This is a genomic window from Streptomyces prunicolor (assembly GCF_045162825.1).
Lineage (GTDB): Bacteria > Actinomycetota > Actinomycetes > Streptomycetales > Streptomycetaceae > Streptomyces > Streptomyces prunicolor.
This window is the reverse complement of record NZ_CP108676.1, coordinates 5,843,270-5,860,340: the sequence shown is the minus strand read 5'-3', so window position 1 is coordinate 5,860,340 and position 17,071 is coordinate 5,843,270. Positions and strand designations below refer to the sequence as shown.

Below are 17,071 nucleotides of genomic sequence, written 5' to 3'. Positions count from 1 at the left end.
GCCACTGCGGCCGGTTCCATACCGGGAGATTCCACACAAACTGCAGCGGCGTCACCGTGTTCAGGTCACGGTGACGCCGCTGCGGGGGGAAGCACCTGAGCGATCTTTTACGACGGGGGAATCGCGTCAGGCACTGCGGGGGGTGGCTGAGATGGTCTGGACGTCGGGGGCATCCGTTTCCACCAGCCGGTGGTCTCGCTGGTCAAGATTCACAAAGATCATTCCGTACCGAATGGCACATCGCACTGGCTGCGGCGCCCCCCGGGGCCGTCGCAGACACCGGTACGCCCGTACGTCCTCGTCCTCGTCCCGCGTCACGACGACCGGCTCACCGAACACGGTCACCATGAGCGAGTCACCGCTGTGGGGGATGGCGGTGGCCAGGTCGATGAAGTGCCAGCCGGAGCGGTAGGCCGTGGCCATCTCGCGCCGGAAACTGCGGTCGTCCGGAGGAGTAGTCATAATCAGTCCCAGACGCTGTCAGACGGCATGTCAGGGGACGCACTGGCGGCCAACACGGTCCCCGCGGCCTGAGTCCCACTCGCTCGATGCACCTCGCCCTTCGCACCGGAGAGGCCGGCCAGTGCGCCGAAGGCCACAACGGTGGAGAAGGCCGTGACAAGCACCGAGCGAAGCAATCTGTTACGCATAATCGGCTTCGTCCTCACTTGAAGGTCCCCTCATTCCCCCGTCGAGTAAGACGATGGCTCATTCGGGCACGTCATGGCCACACGATCGGTGCATCATGTTCCTGCATGTTCAGGACCCTGGGGGGTGGAGATTTGGTGACAAACGGGACTAACGGCGCACATCCCCACGCGCTGACCGAACTGTGCGAGGAGGGCGACCGTCTTTATGCGACAGCCCTGCGCACCGGGCGCATCACACGGTCGGCTGTCGAGGCGGCACCCTGTCTCATGGAGTTCGCCCTCCTCCAGCCGGATCCGGAGGACGCCAACCTGTTGCGCCCCGTCCCCCCGGCCGTGGCGCTGGCCCAGCGGCTGCACCCCCTGGAACGCGAGATCAGCGAGCGGAGAAGGATGTCGGTCACGCTGGCCGACGCCTTCGAGCCCTTCATGGCCCTCAGCGCCCAGGAGACCGCGACGACCGACTCCTCGATCACGGTCCTGGAGGGGCTCGACCGGATCAACGCGGCGCTCGACCTGGCCACCACCCAGTGCCGGACGGAGATGCTGACGGTCCAGCCGAGTGGCCGCCGCCGCCCCGAGCACCGGCTCGTCGAGGGGCTGGAACGCGACAAACCACTGATCGAGCGCGGAGTGCGGATTCGCACCCTGTACCAGCACACGGCGCGCTACAGTCCCGACCGTCTGGGCTACGTGGACCAGTTCGTCAACGCCAAGGTGGAGTACCGCACCATCGACGAGCTGGTCGAGCGCCTGATCATCTGCGACGAGACCGTCGCCTTCATCCCCATCCGGGACGACCGCCAGGTCGCCCTGGAGCTGCGTCACCCGGGTCTCGTGAGCTACCTGATCAAGGTCTTCGAGTTCATGTGGAGCCGCGCGGTCCCGCTGAATGTCGGCGCCCCCTACGAAACCGCCCCCGACGGCATCACCGACATCCAGCACTCCATCGCCAAGCTCCTGATCGAGGGCCACGTCGACGAGGCCATCGCCCGCCGGCTGGGCATGAACGTACGGACCTGCCGGGCCCACATCGCGAAGCTCGCCACGGCCCTGGGCAGCGGCAGCCGCGCCCAACTCGGCTTTCTCATAGCCCAGTCGGGGATCCTGAACACGGACGACCCGGCACAGGGGGGAGACGGCACACCGTGACCGAGGCCCACACGCACGGCGTGGAAGACCTGTGCGAGGCCGGGACCGAGGTCTACGAACTCGCCCTGCGCGAAGGTCACGTGAGCCGCTCCGAGGCCGAACGGGCGCCCTGTCTGGCCGACTTCGGCCTGCTGAGCCACTCCGTCACGGACCTGCGGAGGCTGGAGCCGGTCGCCCCCGCGGTCGCCTTCCACCGGGTGCTGCGGGCCATGGAGGACCGCGTCGCCGAGGAGCGACGGCGCGAGCAGCGGCTGGCGGAGACGTTCGAACCCCTGATGCGGATCGACGGCCGCGGCGCGGCGACCGAGCGAGTCCCGACGCTCGGCGTCCTGAGCGGGCTCGACCGGATCGGCTCCGCCATCACCGAGGCGATGGCGGCCAGTTCGGGCGAGGTCCTCGCGATCCAGCCCCACATCACCCACACGACCTACACGGCCCCCGAGTTCCACGCCGAGGCGCTGGCCCGCGACCAGGCCCTGCTCGACCGCGGTGGCCGCATCCGTACGCTCTACCAGCACACCCTGCGCCAGGCACCGTCCATCATCGCCCGCTACGAACGGCTCCGCGGCAAGGTCGCGGCGCGCACCCTGGACGAGATCCCGGACCGCCTCATCGTCGTAGACCGGACCGTCGCCTTCATGCCCGCCAACGAGGACCGCACCCTCGCGCTGGAAGTCCGCAACCCCTCCCTGGTGGCCTTCTGCGTCACGGTCTTCGACCGGCTCTGGCACCTGGCCACGCCCTTGTTCCCGGAAGCCGCCCGGCAGCCCTCCCTCAACGGCATCACCCCCCGCCAACGCGCGATAGCCGGCCTGCTGGTCGAGGGCTACACCGACGCCGTGATCGCCGACCGCCTCGGCATGAACATCCGCACCGTCCGGGTCCACATCGCCAAACTCGCCGCCACCCTCGGCAGCGAAAGCCGCGCCCAACTCGGCTACCTCATCGCGGAGTCGGGAATCCTCAGACAGGTCCAGGTCCTCGGACAGGAGGGAACGGCAGAGTGACATCCACGCCCCACGCGGAGCACGGTGTGGAAGACCTGTGCCCCGCCGGATCGGAGCTGTACGCACGCGCCCTGCGCGACGGGTGGGTGCACCCCGCGGACGCCGACGCGGCTCCGTGCCTGCTCGACCACGGCCTGCTGCATCCGGCCGTCGCGGACCCGGACCGGCTGGAGCCGGTCGCCCCCGCCGTGGCCCTGCACCGGCTGCTGCGCACCTCGGGGGCGCGGATCGCGGACGAACGGCGGCGCGAGGAGCGGCTGACCGAGGCGTTCGAGCCGCTGATGCGGATCGACGGCGGCCGGACCGGAACGTCGGACACCGCGACGATCAGCGTCCTCAACGGCTTCGACCAGATCAACTCGGCCATCGCGGAGGCCGTGGCCGCGGCCTCCCGGGAGGTACTGGCGATCCAGCCGCGCAGGCGGAACCCCGAGTCCCTCGACATCAACCTCAACGCCCTCAAACAGGACCAGGCCCTCCTGGACCGCGGCGGCCGTATCCACACCCTGTATCCGCACGCGCTCCGTCACCAGCCCGCCGTCCTCACCCGCTACGAGCAGTTGCGGGGCGACGCCGAGGCCCGCACCCTCGACGAGGTCACCGACCGCCTCATCGTCGTCGACCGCACGGTCGCCTTCATCCCCGCCAACGAGGACCGCACCCTCGCCCTGGAAGTCCGCCACGCGGCCCTGATCACCTACTTCGTGACGGTCTTCGACCGCCTCTGGCACCTGGCCACCCCCATGTACCCGAAAGCGGTCCGACAGCCCTCCCAGAACGGCATCACCCCGCGCCAACGCGCCATAGCGAGCCTGCTGGTCGAGGGCCACACCGACGCCGTGATCGCCGACCGCCTCGGCATGAACATCCGCACCGCCCGCGTGCACATCGCCAAACTCGCCGCCACCCTCGGCAGCGAAAGCAGGGCCCAACTCGGCTACCTCATCGGGCGGTCGGGGATTCTCGATCCACCGGGGTGAGCTGCGCGGGCACGTCCGGCAGGCGTGATGCGGCGCCGTCCAGGCCCACCTGGGCGATACGGACGCCGAGTTGGGTACGGCTGGCCGCGCCCAGCGTCTCCGACAGGCGGGCGATGTGGGCACGGCACGTCCGCACGCTGATGCCGAGCCGTTCCGCGATCACCGCGTCCTGGTGGCCGTCCGCGAGCAGGGCGGCGATGGACTGTTCGCGGTGCGAGATGCCCTCGATGCCGGTGTCCGGCAGGGCGGCCGCGACCGGGATCGCCAGGCGCCAGAGGCGGTCGAAGACCGTGACGAAGTAGTCGATCAGCGCGGGGTGGCGCAGTTCCAGGGCCATCGTGTGGTCGGCGTTGGCGGGGATGAAGGCGACCGTGCGGTCGAAGAGGATCAGCCGGTCCACGACCTCGTCCAGTGTCCGCGCTTCCACCGCGTCGCCCATCAACTCCAGGTAGTTCAGCAGGCCTTGGCCGTGCCGGGCCACGTGGGTGTACAGGTCGCGCATCCGTACCCCGCGCGAGCGCAGCGCCAGGGCGCGGTGCAGGCCCTCCGTGAGTTCCGGCTCGCGGCGGATGCCGCCCGGCTGGACGGTGAGGACCTCGCCGGTGCAGGCCTCCGTGGCGTCGTCCATCGCGGCCTGGATGCGGGAGAGCCCGTCCAGGACGCGGATCGCGGCACCGCCCTCCAGCGACGCCGACGCCATCGCGGACGCCTGGATACGGCGGCCGAGACCGGCGTACCGCTCGAAGGCGGCGACCGCCGAACCCACCCGCCGGTGGCTCTCGCTGACCTCGTCGTAGACCCCGCGCAGCAGCCGGGTCATGACCTCCTGCGGGGCGGTCGGGACCAGCCAGGCCATGTCGTCGGGGTCCGGGTGGAGGAGGGCCAGCTCCAGCAGGCACGGCACCGGTTCGGCGTCCGTGCGCGGTACGCGGCCCCGCCGTACGGCCCGGGAGTACACGCGGTCCCCGGCGTCGCAGAGTCGGTCAGCACCGTGTGGATGCTCGTCCGTCCCGTGCCCGGCCATCGCCCATCCCACCCCCGGTTCCCGGCTCTTTGCAGCGCAACTATGCGCGGACAGGTCCTGCTCCGCAACACGGCTCCCCCTCGAACAGCCCCCGAAAACCTCCGATATCAACCGCTATCTCCCGGCCTCCACACCTCGCCTTGCAACAACCTGGGGGGTGACCGGCCAGTAGCGCCGAGTCCCCCGGCGTATCACTTTCCGCGTGAGCTGCCGGAAATCACTCAGAGATCACCGTGTTACGTATCGCACTTAACGTCCCCTCATGGCGGACATATTTGACGCATACGCATTGGCCGATGCGTGGGACGAGATGTTTGTGCGGCCGGGTGAGGTCAGAACCGCCTACGAGCCGGTACTGGCGGCACTCCAGCCCATCGAGCCGAGTGAACTGCGCTTCCGCGCGGACCAGATGGCCCGCGCGTTCACCGACCGCGGCGTGACCTACGCCTTCGCGGGCGAGGAACGGCCCTGGCCACTGGACCTGGTGCCGAGGATCATCGACGCGCTGGAGTGGGATCTCATCCAGCGCGGGGTGGCGCAGCGCGTACGGGCCCTGGAGGCCTATCTCTCCGACGCCTACGCGCACTGCCGCGCCTTCGAGGACGGGGTCGTGCCCTGGCGGCTGCTCCTCAACTCGGCTCATTTCCATCGGGCCGCGCAGGGGGTCGAGCCACCGGGCGGGGTCCGCATCCACGTCGCCGGCATCGACCTCGTGCGCGACGAGGCCGGGGACTTCCGGGTCCTTGAGGACAACGTGCGGGTCCCCAGCGGGGTTTCGTACGTCATCGAGAACCGCAGAGCCATGACGCGGATCTTCCCCTCGCTCTTCGCCGAGCAGCACGTGGTCCCCGTCGACGGGTACGCGCAGAAGCTGCTCGCCTCCCTGCGGGCCGCCGCGCCCGGCGGCACCCAGGACCCGCGCGTCGTGGTCCTCACCCCGGGACCGGGAAACGCCGCCTACTTCGAACACGCCCTGCTCGCCCGGCTGATGGGCGTGCAGTTGGTGGTGGGGCACGACCTCACCTGCCGCAACAACCGGGTGTGGATGCGGACCACGCGCGGCGAGGTGCCCGTGCATGTCGTATACCGGCGGCTCGACGACGACTTCCTCGACCCGCTGCACTTCCGCCCCGACTCGGTGATCGGCTGCCCGGGCATCATGAACGCCGCCCAGGCCGGGAACGTCACACTCGCGAACGCGGTCGGCAACGGGATCGCCGACGACAAGCTCCTCTACACCTACGTCCCCGACCTCATCCGCTACTACCTCTCAGAGGAACCGATTCTCCCCAACGTGGAGTCGTACCGCCCCGACGAGCCGGGCCAGTTGGAGGCGGTTCTCGACCAGATCGACCAGCTGGTCGTGAAGCCGGTGGACGGCGCGGGCGGCATGGGCATCGTCATCGGCCCCAAGGCCGACGCGAAGACCCTCGAACGCACTCGCAAAGCCGTGGCCGCCGACCCGCGCGGCTGGATCGCCCAGCGCCCCGTCGCCCTGTCCACCTCCCCCACCCTCGCGGGCGAACGCATGGCACCGCGCCACATCGACCTGCGCCCGTTCGCCGTGAACGACGGCACCGACGTCTGGGTGCTGCCCGGCGGCCTCACCCGCGTCGCCCTCCAGGAGGGCAACCTGATCGTCAACTCCAGCCAGGGCGGCGGCTCGAAGGACACCTGGGTACTCGCGGAGGGCCCCGCCGAACACCCCGAGCCGGTCACCCTGGACGGCGAACTGCCCGAGGTGGCACCCCGCCAGCACGGCCCCGACGGCAACCCCACGCTCGTAGAGGAAGGGGCGCAGCAGCAGTGAACGACGTGATCCTCTCCCGGATAGCCGAGGCCCTGACGTGGACGGGCCGTTATGTCGAGCGCGCGGACAACACCGGGCGCATCCTCGACGCCTATCTGCACCGCCTGTTGGAGGACCCCTGGCGCGACGAGGACGTGGCCTGCCGGTCGCTGTACGCGATTCTCGGGGTCGATGCGGGCGGTCAACGCGTGGACATGCAGCAGGTGTTGGACCAGCTCGCCTTCGACGCCCGCTCGACGTGCTCCATCGAGGGCGCGCTCGGCGCCGCCCGGCTCAATGCCCGCAGCGCCCGGGAAGCCGTCTCCTCGGAGATGTGGGAGTGCCTCAACTCCACCTGGCACGCCCTCGCCGACCAACGCCTCGCGGCCCGCCGTACGGGCCCCTACGCCTACCTCGAACTCGTGCGCAGACGCGCCGCGTTGTTCTTCGGCCTCGCGGACTCCACGATGAGCCGCGACGACAGCTGGCGTTTCGTCGTCCTGGGCCGCAGCCTTGAACGGGTGGACATGACCGTACGGCTGCTGTCGGTACGGGTGTTGGACGCGGCGCACGCGCCCGACTGGCCGACGCTGCTGAGCGCTTCGGGCGCCGACGAGGCGTACGCGCGGGTGTACGGCGGTTTCGGGGACACCCCGCGCGTGGCCGAATTCCTGCTGCTGGACCGGGACTTCCCGCGCTCGGCGCTGCACGCGCTGACGACGGCGGAGGAGTGCCTCACGGCGCTCGGCCGCCAGCGCCAGGACCCGGCCCGCCGCCCCATCGGCCGCCTCCGCACCCGCCTCGAATACCTCGACTCGCACGCCTTGGAGGAACAACTCCCCGCCCTCCTCAAGGACTTGCAGCACGCCTGCATGGCCTCGGCGGAGGCGGTCGCGGAGTTGTTCTTCCCGTACCAGGGCCCCGTCGAGTGGGCCCAGGAAGGAGCCTGAGATGACCCGTAGGCTTCGCATCCGCCACACCACCCGCGTGTCGTACGCCCAGGCGGCCGTCTCCTCCCACAACGAGGTGCGGATGACCCCGCTCACGCTCCCCGGCCAGACGACACTGGACGCGCGCGTGACGGTGAACCCCACGACCCCCACCTGGTCGTACTGGGACTACTGGGGCACCCAGGTCACCGGCTTCGACCTGATGGACCCGCACGCGGACCTCACGATCACCGCGTCGAGCCTCGTCGAGACGTCCCCGCCGGACCTCCTCGGCCCCTCCCCCACCTGGCAGGAGGTGACCGAACGGACCACTAACTCCCGCCTGTTGGAGTTCATCGGCCCCACGGTCCGTACGACGGTCCCGCCCAAGCTGCTGAAGAAGGCACGCAAGGCGGCGGTCGGCCTCGACCCGCACGAGACGGCGGTCGCGGTCTCGGCACTGGTCGCCGACCGGGTGTCGTACCTCCCGGGCGTCACCGGCGTGAACACGTCGGCCACCGAGGCCTGGGAACAGGGCGCCGGCGTCTGCCAGGACATCGCCCACGTGACCATCGCCCTGCTACGCGGCCTGGGCCTGCCCACGCGCTACGTCTCCGGCTACCTCCACCCCGAGAGCGAGGCGGAGCTGCACCGCCCGGTGGCCGGCCAGAGCCACGCCTGGATCGAGTACTGGGCGGGCGACTGGTGCGGCTACGACCCCACGAACCGGACCCGGCCCGACGAGTCCCATGTGGTGGTGGGGCGGGGGCGCGACTACGACGACGTGACGCCGCACAAGGGGATCTACCGGGGGGTGGCGGGCGGGCCGCCGGAGGTGACGGTGGAGTTCACGCGGGTGGCGTGAACTCCTTTGCGGGGCGGGCGGGTTGCTCGATCCTGTCCGCCCGGCAAGGGAGTTCAGCCCGGTGGACCCGCGATCCGCTCGACCAGCGCCCACATGCTGGTGGCGGGATTGACCTCGTGCTCCTTGCCGAGGGGTGCCAGCTTCCGGGCCCGCAGTGTCGCCATCTCCCACCCGTCCGCGAAATGGCGGAAGTCGAGGCGGGACTTGTCGTAGCGCGGAAGATGACGCGTCAGGTGCGGGAGCAGCTCGCGGTAGGTCCCCGCGTAGGCGGTGTGCGTGCCGAAATGCAGGATCAGCCACAGCTCGAAGCACGGGTTGGAGACGGCTACCTCGATCCCGGCCGTCTCCGCCAGCGAGAGGGCACTCGGCAGATCCTGGAACTCGTCGACGTCGAAGACGCACCAGACCTCGTCGAAGTCACCTCGCGACAACTCCCGTTGCGCGGATGCGTACTTGATGAGCTGCGATGGCGCGCACGACTTCGTGACGATCCGCACCGTGACAGCCGGATTGGCGACATGCGCGACCAAGCCGCGTAAGTAGTCGCTCTCGGTCACCTCCGCACCGCACACGACCAGCAGTCTTCGGCGGGCTTCCCGCTTCCCCGCAACGCGCCTCAAGTCCGACTCGAAGGCGGGACGGCGGCGCCCGCTACTCTTCGGGGTCCTCGCCACCGCTCCCCTCCCGCACGGCGACGGCGGCCGCGAACAACTCTTCGTTCAACAGAGGCACCGCGCCGTAACTGCCGCCGAGATAACGGCGTTCCCGGCTCTCCTCCTGCCGCGGCTTGAAGTCGGAGAGCGGGTAGAGCGTCGTCTCCCCGTATCCGTCCTTCTCGACGAACCACACCTGGTCCCGCTTGAGGATGTCCTCACCGCCACTGCGCCCGAGGAGGCTCGCGTCGTGGGTGGTGAGGAGGAGCTGTGCCCCCTGCGGATTGGTCGCCTCGTCCTGGAACAGCTTGATCAGATGCGCGGTGAGCCGGGGATGCAGGCTGGAGTCGATCTCGTCGACGACGAGGAGGCCGCCGCTTTCGAGTACGTCCAGGACCGAACCGGCGTACCCCAACAGGGCTTTCGTACCGGCCGACTGATCCTTGAGACCGAGCCGTACGGAACCGTGGCGGCCTCGTTGCTGCACCCAGACCTGGGTCGTCTCGCGCTGTGGCGTCCACATGCCCGACGCCGGGCCCGAGCTGTTGTCCGCAATCGCCTCCCCCACGACGTACGAGCGGACTGGACCGCTCATCTCATCGGCCACCACTCGCTCCACCCCCACGTTCTCGATCCCAAGATCCGCAGCTCTCAGGAGTCCGACGACGCCGGGCACGCGGGACGGATCAGACAGGAGCAATCCGGCCACGACGTTGAGGCGCATAGCCCGCCGCGTTCCGTCACGGAACCACACCCCGCGAGTGAACCACTCGTACACTGGACGTACCGCTTCCTGCCGGGACCTGGCAGCGACCGACATGAACAGCGTGTTCGGCTCGGTGATCTTCGTAACCAGCTCCAGCTCCTTGCGGGGCTGTTTGTCGCCGAAGGTGAAGTCCTCGCCGGCGCGCTGAAAGACGATCCGCTTGCGCCCGTGCGGGTAGCTGTACAGCCACTCGTCGACGACCCGTTCGTCATCGAGGCTGAACCCGTAGGTGTGCCGGACACCGTCCAGCGACAGGTCCACCACGAACCAGGACGGTTCCGCTCGGCACTCCTCGTCGAGCGCGAAGGCGAAGCGCTCGGTTCCGGCGCCCGGCTCGGCGTCCCGGTGCGAAGAGCGCACCATGTGCTCCATGTAGCGCAGAGCGTCCACCACGTTCGACTTACCGGCCGCGTTCGCCCCGAAGACGGCGACGACGGGGACCGCCTCCCAGTCCGTCCCTTCCGGGCGGTCCGCCTCGTACACGGGGCCGAGCAACAGTTGCTGCTCTTCCTTGATGGACCGGTGGTTTGCGACACGGAAGCTGAGAAGCACAGCTCATCACCTCCTCTGCGGGTCAGGGGGCATTCTGTGCGGGAAGATTGCAATATTCGATCCCTGGCCCCACCATACGGCGGGTCCCGCACCGAGGAAAGGCCAGACGCCTGACTGGGTGGCGATCAATGAGACCGGCCCAGCTCGAACCACACCCCCTTCGCGAACCGCCCCGCCCTCTCGTCCGCGACACCCCACGTGTCCGCCATCTCCGCGACGAGCGCGAGGCCTCTCCCCCAGCAGGCGATCGCCCCGGCCGCAGGGTGTGTGACGACAGGTGGGTCCGGACTCTCGTCGAAGACGCTGACCCGGAAGCGGGCGGGGGTGAGGCGGATGCGGAGCATGGCGGTGCCCTTGGTGTGCAGGTGGACGTTGGTGACGAGTTCCGAGGTGCACAGGGCCGCCGGCATGACGAGGGGTTCGCGGTCGTGGGTGAAGAGGACGGCGCGTACGAAGTCACGGCAGACGCGGGGTGCGGTGGCGTCGGCGGGGGCGAACAGGCTGTAGTCGTGGGTCAGTTGAGCGGGGCGGTGCGGGGCTCGGCGGGCTGGGTCCATGGGGAGCGGCTCCTTGGGGGTGAGGGGGTCGGGCCCGGCGATGGCGTCGCCCGCGGGGCGCGGGTGCTCTGTCGGCTTGTGGGCAGGGGGAGTTGAGCGGTTTCCCTACGTGACCGATTCCGCACTCAAGGTAGCGCGTAAGGTATTTCATTAACAACCTAATCGCCGGATCGGTGGACCAACTCCCACCACCAGGGCAGACTTTGGACACCCCGACGAGGAGAGACGCGTGGGACTACGCACCACCATCAGCGAGCGCCAGCGGCGACTCGGCTTCGAGCTCAAACACCTGCGCGAACAGGCAGGGTTGGCGGGCGGCGAAGCGGCCGAGCGGATCGGCATGGGCCGCGTTCAGCTGAGCCAGATCGAGACGGGCAAGACGACCGTCCTGACCCCAAGACTCCGTGAGCTCTGCGATCTCTACGGTTGTACAGATAAGGCACATGTCGAGGCCCTGGTCGCCATGTCCGAGGCGACCGGCAGGGGCTGGTGGAGCTCCTACAAGAAGCGCCGCAGCCTGGATGCGCTCAACACGGCTGAGCTGGAAGCGAGTTGTACGGCTCTTCGAGTGCACCAGTCGATGTTGATCCCGGGGCTCTTCCAGACGGCCGACTACGCCCGAGCCATCTTCGCCACCCCGGGTCTGGGCTTCGAGCGGAGCGAAGGCGCGCTGGAGTTCCGTATGAAGCGACAAGGCGTTCTCACCCGTGAGGACCCGCCCTCTGTGCATGCCGTGATCCACGAGTCCGCTCTGCACCTGCGGTTCGGCGGAGTCAGCGTGGTCCGAGAGCAGTTGCTACACCTCATCGAACTGGCGCGGCTACCCAACGTCACCATCCAGATCTATCCGTTCACCGCCCAGGCGCACCCCGCTCTTAGCGGCAACTTCGTCCACGCCATCCCAAGCGTTCCGGAGTTGGGCACCGTACTGCTCGAACTGCCCCTCGGCCTCACGTACTTGGGTGACAGGCAGAGCCTGGGCCGGTACGAAGAGCTGTTCCGGTACCTGTCGGAGAACGCCCTCGCCCCCGTCGACGTATCGTTGGCCCCAGAAACACACTCGGTGAAGGACTCGCTGGCACTCATCCAGCATGTGCTCTACACCCTCTAGGGAGGCCCCGATGACTGAACTCGCCTGGCAGAAGTCGACCTTCAGCGGCGGCCCCGAGGGCGAGTGCGTCTACGTCGCCCCCGCCCCAGACGGAACGATCCGCCTCCGCGAGAGCGACACCCCACACGTCACCCTCACCACCGCCCCCGAAGGCCTCGCCGCCCTCCTGCGACACCTCAAGTCCCGCAGCTAAGTGGTCGACTCTGGAAGTCCTTCGGGGGTTGACGTGGGGGTGGGGCCTGTGTTGGGTGCAGGTCAGTAAGAGGCCCCGTGAACAACCGTCGCCGCTACGCCCCGACTGGACCTGACACCACTACGAGTCGTCCTCCAGTGCGAAGCGCAGGTACCGTTCCGCGGAACGACGCACCGCAGCCGCCCCATCGGCAGTAACCACCCGCCCCCAGAACGCTCCATAGATGCATTCGAAGGTGAACGGTTCGACCAACGCGAGCGCGCGGCGGATGGTGCGCGGTCGCTCCGGAATGAAGTTGGGAATGCTGTACATGAAGCTGACCCACCGCCGGTCCATCACCACCATGAAGGTGTCGCCACTGAACAGCGCGCCGCGCCCCTCAGGGTCATCACCCCAATGCAGCACGGTGCCGCCGGCGAAGTGCGTGCCCGCGTTGATCAGCGTCATGCCAGGCGCGATCTGATGGGTGTCGCCGGTCCAGTACTCGATCACTGGATCAGGCCGCCCGACCCAGTCACGGTCCGCGGCGTGTACATACACCGGAACGTCGAAGGCTCGGCCCCACTCCGTCATCACGCCGTAGAAGTGCGGATGGCTGACGGCGATCGCGCTGATCCCGCCCAGCTTCTCGATCTCGGCCACAAGATCGTCATCGAGGTAGCCCACGCAATCCCACAACACGTTGCCAGACGGTGAGCGGATCAACAGCGCACGCTGGCCAACGGCCACCGACGGCACCGCACCGACCCCGAGCACACCGGGGCCCTCCTCATCGAACCGGCCGCGCCGGCCACCGGCGCGCAACTCGGCCAGTGTGGTCCACCGTTGGCCGTTCCAGCCGACATACTGCCGCTCGTCCAGGCAAATAGGGCAATCAGTGCGCGGTGCCCCGTACTGCACACCGCAGGTGCAGCAGATTGGAAGTTGAGTACCGGTTACGGACGAGACCGGCTTCGAAGACGACATCAGAGTCCTCCCTGTGTGTGAACTCCACCGAATTCCGCGACTGGCGATGTTTGCAACTATCGCCGAAGGGGCGTCGCTTTACGGTTGAGGTGGCCCCGCAGCCCACCGGTGCGAATAGTGGGGAGTGGGGCCATCTGAAGCCGGACTCGAACGGATGAGTGGGTCAGAGGCGGGCCGATTTAAGGTGGGGCCAATTGCAGGTGCTGGCCCAATTTCTGTAATCCGTGCACGCTGAGTCATGGCCGCCCAGCAGACCTGGCTAGAGGGCCAGCGTCTTGAGCGTTTCGTACGCCGCTGCCAGGGACTGTTCAGCCAGTGGCTTGAGGGGGGCCATCTGGGGCACGGTCGCCGCCAAAGTCAGCTCGGCGTGCACAAACGTCAAGTTGTCCGCGAGACCGATCGAGTGAAGGACGGCCCGAAGGTACGGCTCTTGGTAGTCCCATCCCTCACGGGGCGTACCAGGTGCGTACGAGCCGCCTCGGGCGGTGACCACCACCACGGACTTGCCGCTGAGCAGGCCGGGGTCGCCGCCGGGCGCCACCATGTGAGCCGGGGTGACGAGGCGGTCCACCCACGCCTTGATCGTCGACGGGATCGAGTAGTTGTACATGGGAATGCCGAGGAGCAGCGTCGTCGCTTCGCGTAGTTCGGCGGTCAGTGTCTCGCTGAGTGCCCGCTCCTCTGGGGGCTCACCGTGTTCGCCGCCCGGGTCGAGAAGGGCTTCGCGGACGGCGTGCGTGATGTGTGGAATGGGTTGAGCCGCCAGGTCGCGGTAGGAATAACCGCCATCGGCATGATTCTGGCGCCACTGCGTGGCGAAGTGAGCGGACAGCTCTCGGGACACGGAGCCGGTCCGGCGAATACTCGCGTCAATGTGCAGGAGGAAAGGCATGTATTCGACCTCGGGGTTACATCAGGGCTGTCAAAGCTTCGCCACCGACAATCGCCGTCAGCAGTAGTGGCTCGGTCGCCGGTGTCGCTCATCACGGATGGTCATGGCCACACGCTCGCCAAGTCCCACGCGTATTCCCGTCGCCCTCTCAGCGGCGGTACGCAAGGACGACCGTAGACATTGACGCCGGCGTCAAGGCAAGCCGATGCATGACGCCTGTTGGCGCAGGCGTGACCGTCAGTCGTTGGGCGCGGGCGTTTTTGGTGGACCGCGGCGGTGCGGCCATGGGATGGTCCTCAACTCGGTCGCGGCGCCTGGGGTGTGGGCATGCCGTCCCCGAAAGGTCGGCTGCCCGCTTCCGTGCCAACCCGACCCGCCGTGCCCATCGTGTTGAACGCCTCCGAACGCCACCGGCTCAAGAAGATGGCACACGGCCACGTGCATGTGGATACGGTGCGTACTTGGCGCGGCCGGTTCGCCGCCGGCGGACTGCCGGCCCTGGCCGACCGTAAATGCTCCAGGCGTCCCGCCCGCTTCACCTCCGTACAGGTCTCCGAGGCCAAGGCGCTGGCCTGCCAACTCCCCGCCGAGACCGGCACGCCCCTGTCGCACTGGTCCTGCCCGGAACTGGCCGACGAACTGACCGCGCGCGGGATCACCGGCACCGTCTCGGTATCCACCGTGCGCCGTTGGCTGCACCAGGAAACGCTCAAGCCCTGGCAGCACCGGTCCTGGATCTTCATCCGCGACCCGGACTTCCGCGCCAAGGCCCAGCAGGTACTGGACCTGTACGCCCGCACCTTCGAGGGCATCCTGCTCGGCCCCGACGAGTACGTCATCTCCAGCGACGAGAAGACCTCCATCCAGGCCCGCTGCCGGTGCCACCCGACCCTCGCCCCGGGCCAGGCCCGGGCGATGCGCGTCAGTCATGAGTACGGCCGCGGCGGCGCCCTGGCCTACTTGGCCGCCTACGACGTCCACCGCGCGACAGTCTTCGGCCGCTGCGAGCCCAAGACCGGCATCGTGCCGTTCATGAGCCTGGTCAAACAGGTCATGGCCCAAGAGCCCTACGCCAGCGCGAAACGCGTCTTCTGGATCGTCGACAATGGCTCCTCCCACCGCGGCCAAAGATCCATCGACCGTCTGGCCGCCAGGTTCCCCAACGCCGTCCTGGTCCACACCCCGGTCCACGCCTCCTGGCTGAACCAGGTGGAGATCTTCTTCTCCATCGTGCAACGCAAGGTCGTCTCACCCAACGATTTCACAGACCTGACCCAGGTCCGAGACCGGCTCCGAGCATTCGAAGACCGCTACAGCGCCACGGCACAGCCGTTCCAGTGGAGGTTCACCACCACCGATCTGGACGAGCTGCTGGCCCGGCTCGACCGACACACACTCACCGACCGACAGGAAGAATCCTCCGTCGATCTGGCAGCGTGCTCAACCCCCGAAGGACTTCCGGGCCCGACCACTGAGGTCCGGCCAGGCACCCGCGGCCCGAGTCGCGTACGCGGGCAGCGCCGACGGCATGTTCGCCACACCCTCTGAGGAGGCCCGTATGTCCGAACCGCAGTGGCAGAAGTCCTCGTTCAGCGGAGCCCCCGACCAGAACTGCCTCTACGTCGCCCCCCGCCCCCGAAGGCCTCGCCGCCCTCCTGCGACACCTCAAGCTAAGGTCCGGGCCAGGCACCCGCGGCCCGAGTCGCGTACGCGGGCAGCGCCGACACCCGGCTCCGGCTCTACGCCATCGAGGCCGCCGACCGACCCGGCCCTACTTCAACTTGATGGCCGCGCACGCCGACTTGTAGGCCGACGTGCAGATGTCGGAGATCTTGTAGATCCCGTCCGCGACCACCGTCGTCTTGATGTTGTCCTGGGTCAGCGCGACCACGGACACCAGCTGGGCCGGGATCTTCTTGTTCGTGGGGCTGTCGACCGTGTCACGGGTCAGGGCGTCGAACTCGATGTCCCTGCCCTGGACCTTGGCGACCGCGATCTTCGCGGCGGCCTCGGCGAGGTCGGGGTACGGCTTGTAGACGCTCATGTACTGCTCGCCGGTGACGATCCGCTGCACGGCGCTGAGTTCGGCGTCCTGGCCGGTGACGGGCGGGATGTTCGTCAGGCCCGCGTTCTTCAGGGCCTTGATGATGCCGCCGGCCATGGCGTCGTTCGCGGAGTACACCGCGGCGATGTTGTTCTTGCCGAGCCTGTTGATCGCCTCGGTCATCTCCTGCTGGGCGATGACCGGGTCCCAGGCCTTGGTGTTGTAGCTCGCGGCGATCGTCACCTTGCCCTGCAGCTCGGACAGCGCACCGCCCTTGAACACCGCGGCGTTGGGGTCGGTCGGCGAGCCGTTGATCATGACGATCTTGTCGGAGGTGTCCACGTTGCTGCCCAGCGCCTCGACCAGGGAACGGCCCTGCACCTCGCCGACCAGTTCGCCGTCGAAGGAGACGTACGCGTCGATCGGGCCCTCGGCCAGCCGGTCGTAGGCGACGACCGGGATGCCGGCGGTCTTGGCCTTCTTCACCATGGTCCGGATGGCGTGCGAGTCGACGGCGTCCAGCACGATGATGTCGACCTTCTGGTCGATCATCTGCTGCATCTGCTTGTCCTGCGTGGCCGCGACGCCGCCCGCGTTCTCGTACTCGGCCTTGCCCTTGTTCGCGGTGAGTTCCTGGATCTTCGCCTTCATGATCGGGAAGTCGAACTCCGCGTACCGCGTGTTCGTCTTCTCCGGCATGAGCACACCCACCGTGATGTCGTTGCCCTTCGCCGGAGTCGCGTCCGTGCTGCTCCCCGACGAGTTGAGCACGCCACAGGCGGCCAGGGGGAGGGCCAGCGAGGACGCGGCCACGGATATGGCGATACGACGCATTGGGAGCTCACTTCTGGTGCCGTGCGGACGTGGGCGCAGCATTGCAACCCAGGTGACTGAAAAGCCAACGCGGCTGCGACCACCGGCGTCAAGCGGAACCGCTTAACGAG

Annotated in this window: 17 protein-coding genes; 9 read left to right on the top strand and 8 right to left on the bottom strand. The window is 68.3% G+C overall.

Going from position 1 to position 17,071, the window contains the following annotated elements; genetic code table 11:
* Nucleotides 1-126: 126 nt before the first annotated feature.
* Nucleotides 127-462, bottom strand: a complete 336-nt coding sequence (locus OG588_RS27030) for a hypothetical protein (RefSeq protein ID WP_026178811.1) — start codon at nt 460-462, stop codon at nt 127-129.
* Between the two features lie 320 nt (nt 463-782).
* Between OG588_RS27030 and OG588_RS27025 the strand changes: the two genes are divergently transcribed.
* The 3 genes from OG588_RS27025 to OG588_RS27015 are packed head-to-tail and all read left to right on the top strand — an operon-like array spanning nt 783 to nt 3,786.
* Complete coding sequence (locus tag OG588_RS27025) at nt 783-1,799, top strand: helix-turn-helix transcriptional regulator (protein ID WP_405953224.1); 1,017 nt, start codon at nt 783-785, stop codon at nt 1,797-1,799.
* Entirely contained in the window at nt 1,796-2,806 is a 1,011-nt protein-coding gene (locus OG588_RS27020) for a LuxR C-terminal-related transcriptional regulator (protein WP_405949557.1), read from the top strand. Before OG588_RS27025 ends, OG588_RS27020 begins: the two co-directional genes overlap by 4 nt.
* Nucleotides 2,803-3,786, top strand: a complete 984-nt coding sequence (locus OG588_RS27015; protein WP_405949556.1) for a LuxR C-terminal-related transcriptional regulator — start codon at nt 2,803-2,805, stop codon at nt 3,784-3,786. Before OG588_RS27020 ends, OG588_RS27015 begins: the two co-directional genes overlap by 4 nt.
* Here OG588_RS27015 and OG588_RS27010 read toward each other — a convergent pair.
* On the bottom strand, nt 3,749-4,810 hold the full coding sequence (locus OG588_RS27010; RefSeq protein WP_405949555.1) for a LuxR C-terminal-related transcriptional regulator: 1,062 nt from the start codon (nt 4,808-4,810) through the stop codon (nt 3,749-3,751). The two genes, OG588_RS27015 and OG588_RS27010, sit on opposite strands and share 38 nt — an antisense overlap.
* A 262-nt stretch (nt 4,811-5,072) precedes the next feature.
* On the opposite strand from OG588_RS27010, the gene OG588_RS27005 reads away from it, so the two are divergent.
* The 3 genes from OG588_RS27005 to OG588_RS26995 are packed head-to-tail and all read left to right on the top strand — an operon-like array spanning nt 5,073 to nt 8,393.
* Nucleotides 5,073-6,620: a circularly permuted type 2 ATP-grasp protein gene (locus tag OG588_RS27005; RefSeq protein WP_405949554.1), complete on the top strand. Its 1,548-nt coding sequence runs from the start codon at nt 5,073-5,075 to the stop codon at nt 6,618-6,620.
* Nucleotides 6,617-7,549 (top strand): alpha-E domain-containing protein, encoded by a 933-nt coding sequence (locus OG588_RS27000; RefSeq protein ID WP_328680977.1) that lies wholly within the window; start codon nt 6,617-6,619, stop codon nt 7,547-7,549. The genes OG588_RS27005 and OG588_RS27000 overlap by 4 nt, the downstream gene beginning before the upstream one ends.
* A gap of 1 nt (nt 7,550) precedes the next feature.
* Entirely contained in the window at nt 7,551-8,393 is an 843-nt protein-coding gene (locus OG588_RS26995) for a transglutaminase domain-containing protein (RefSeq protein ID WP_405949553.1), read from the top strand.
* Nucleotides 8,394-8,446: 53 nt separating this feature from the next.
* On the opposite strand, the gene OG588_RS26990 is transcribed toward OG588_RS26995, so the two are convergent.
* The 3 genes from OG588_RS26990 to OG588_RS26980 form a co-directional block, all read right to left on the bottom strand.
* Nucleotides 8,447-8,965: an RloB family protein gene (locus OG588_RS26990; RefSeq protein WP_405949552.1), complete on the bottom strand. Its 519-nt coding sequence runs from the start codon at nt 8,963-8,965 to the stop codon at nt 8,447-8,449.
* 79 nt (nt 8,966-9,044) lie between these two features.
* Nucleotides 9,045-10,364 (bottom strand): ATP/GTP-binding protein, encoded by a 1,320-nt coding sequence (locus tag OG588_RS26985; protein WP_405949551.1) that lies wholly within the window; start codon nt 10,362-10,364, stop codon nt 9,045-9,047.
* A gap of 125 nt (nt 10,365-10,489) precedes the next feature.
* The gene (locus OG588_RS26980; protein WP_405949550.1) at nt 10,490-10,921 is read right to left on the bottom strand and encodes an ATP-binding protein; all 432 of its coding nucleotides are present in this window, start codon (nt 10,919-10,921) and stop codon (nt 10,490-10,492) included.
* A gap of 229 nt (nt 10,922-11,150) precedes the next feature.
* On the opposite strand from OG588_RS26980, the gene OG588_RS26975 reads away from it, so the two are divergent.
* Entirely contained in the window at nt 11,151-12,032 is an 882-nt protein-coding gene (locus OG588_RS26975) for a helix-turn-helix domain-containing protein (RefSeq protein WP_405949549.1), read from the top strand.
* A 10-nt stretch (nt 12,033-12,042) separates the two neighbouring features.
* Complete coding sequence (locus OG588_RS26970) at nt 12,043-12,225, top strand: DUF397 domain-containing protein (RefSeq protein ID WP_405949548.1); 183 nt, start codon at nt 12,043-12,045, stop codon at nt 12,223-12,225.
* 120 nt (nt 12,226-12,345) lie between these two features.
* On the opposite strand, the gene OG588_RS26965 is transcribed toward OG588_RS26970, so the two are convergent.
* Together OG588_RS26965 and OG588_RS26960 are read right to left on the bottom strand one after the other, a co-directional pair.
* Complete coding sequence (locus OG588_RS26965; RefSeq protein ID WP_405949547.1) at nt 12,346-13,191, bottom strand: MBL fold metallo-hydrolase; 846 nt, start codon at nt 13,189-13,191, stop codon at nt 12,346-12,348.
* Nucleotides 13,192-13,450: 259 nt separating this feature from the next.
* Complete coding sequence (locus tag OG588_RS26960) at nt 13,451-14,083, bottom strand: FMN-dependent NADH-azoreductase (RefSeq protein ID WP_405949546.1); 633 nt, start codon at nt 14,081-14,083, stop codon at nt 13,451-13,453.
* Nucleotides 14,084-14,461: 378 nt separating this feature from the next.
* Here OG588_RS26960 and OG588_RS26955 point away from each other — a divergent pair, with 378 nt between their 5' ends.
* On the top strand, nt 14,462-15,631 hold the full coding sequence (locus tag OG588_RS26955; RefSeq protein ID WP_405949545.1) for an IS630 family transposase: 1,170 nt from the start codon (nt 14,462-14,464) through the stop codon (nt 15,629-15,631).
* 223 nt (nt 15,632-15,854) lie between these two features.
* On the opposite strand, the gene OG588_RS26950 is transcribed toward OG588_RS26955, so the two are convergent.
* Nucleotides 15,855-16,961 carry a sugar ABC transporter substrate-binding protein gene (locus OG588_RS26950; RefSeq protein WP_405949544.1) on the bottom strand — a complete coding sequence of 369 codons (1,107 nt, stop codon included), beginning with the start codon at nt 16,959-16,961 and terminating at the stop codon, nt 15,855-15,857.
* Nucleotides 16,962-17,071: the final 110 nt, after the last annotated feature.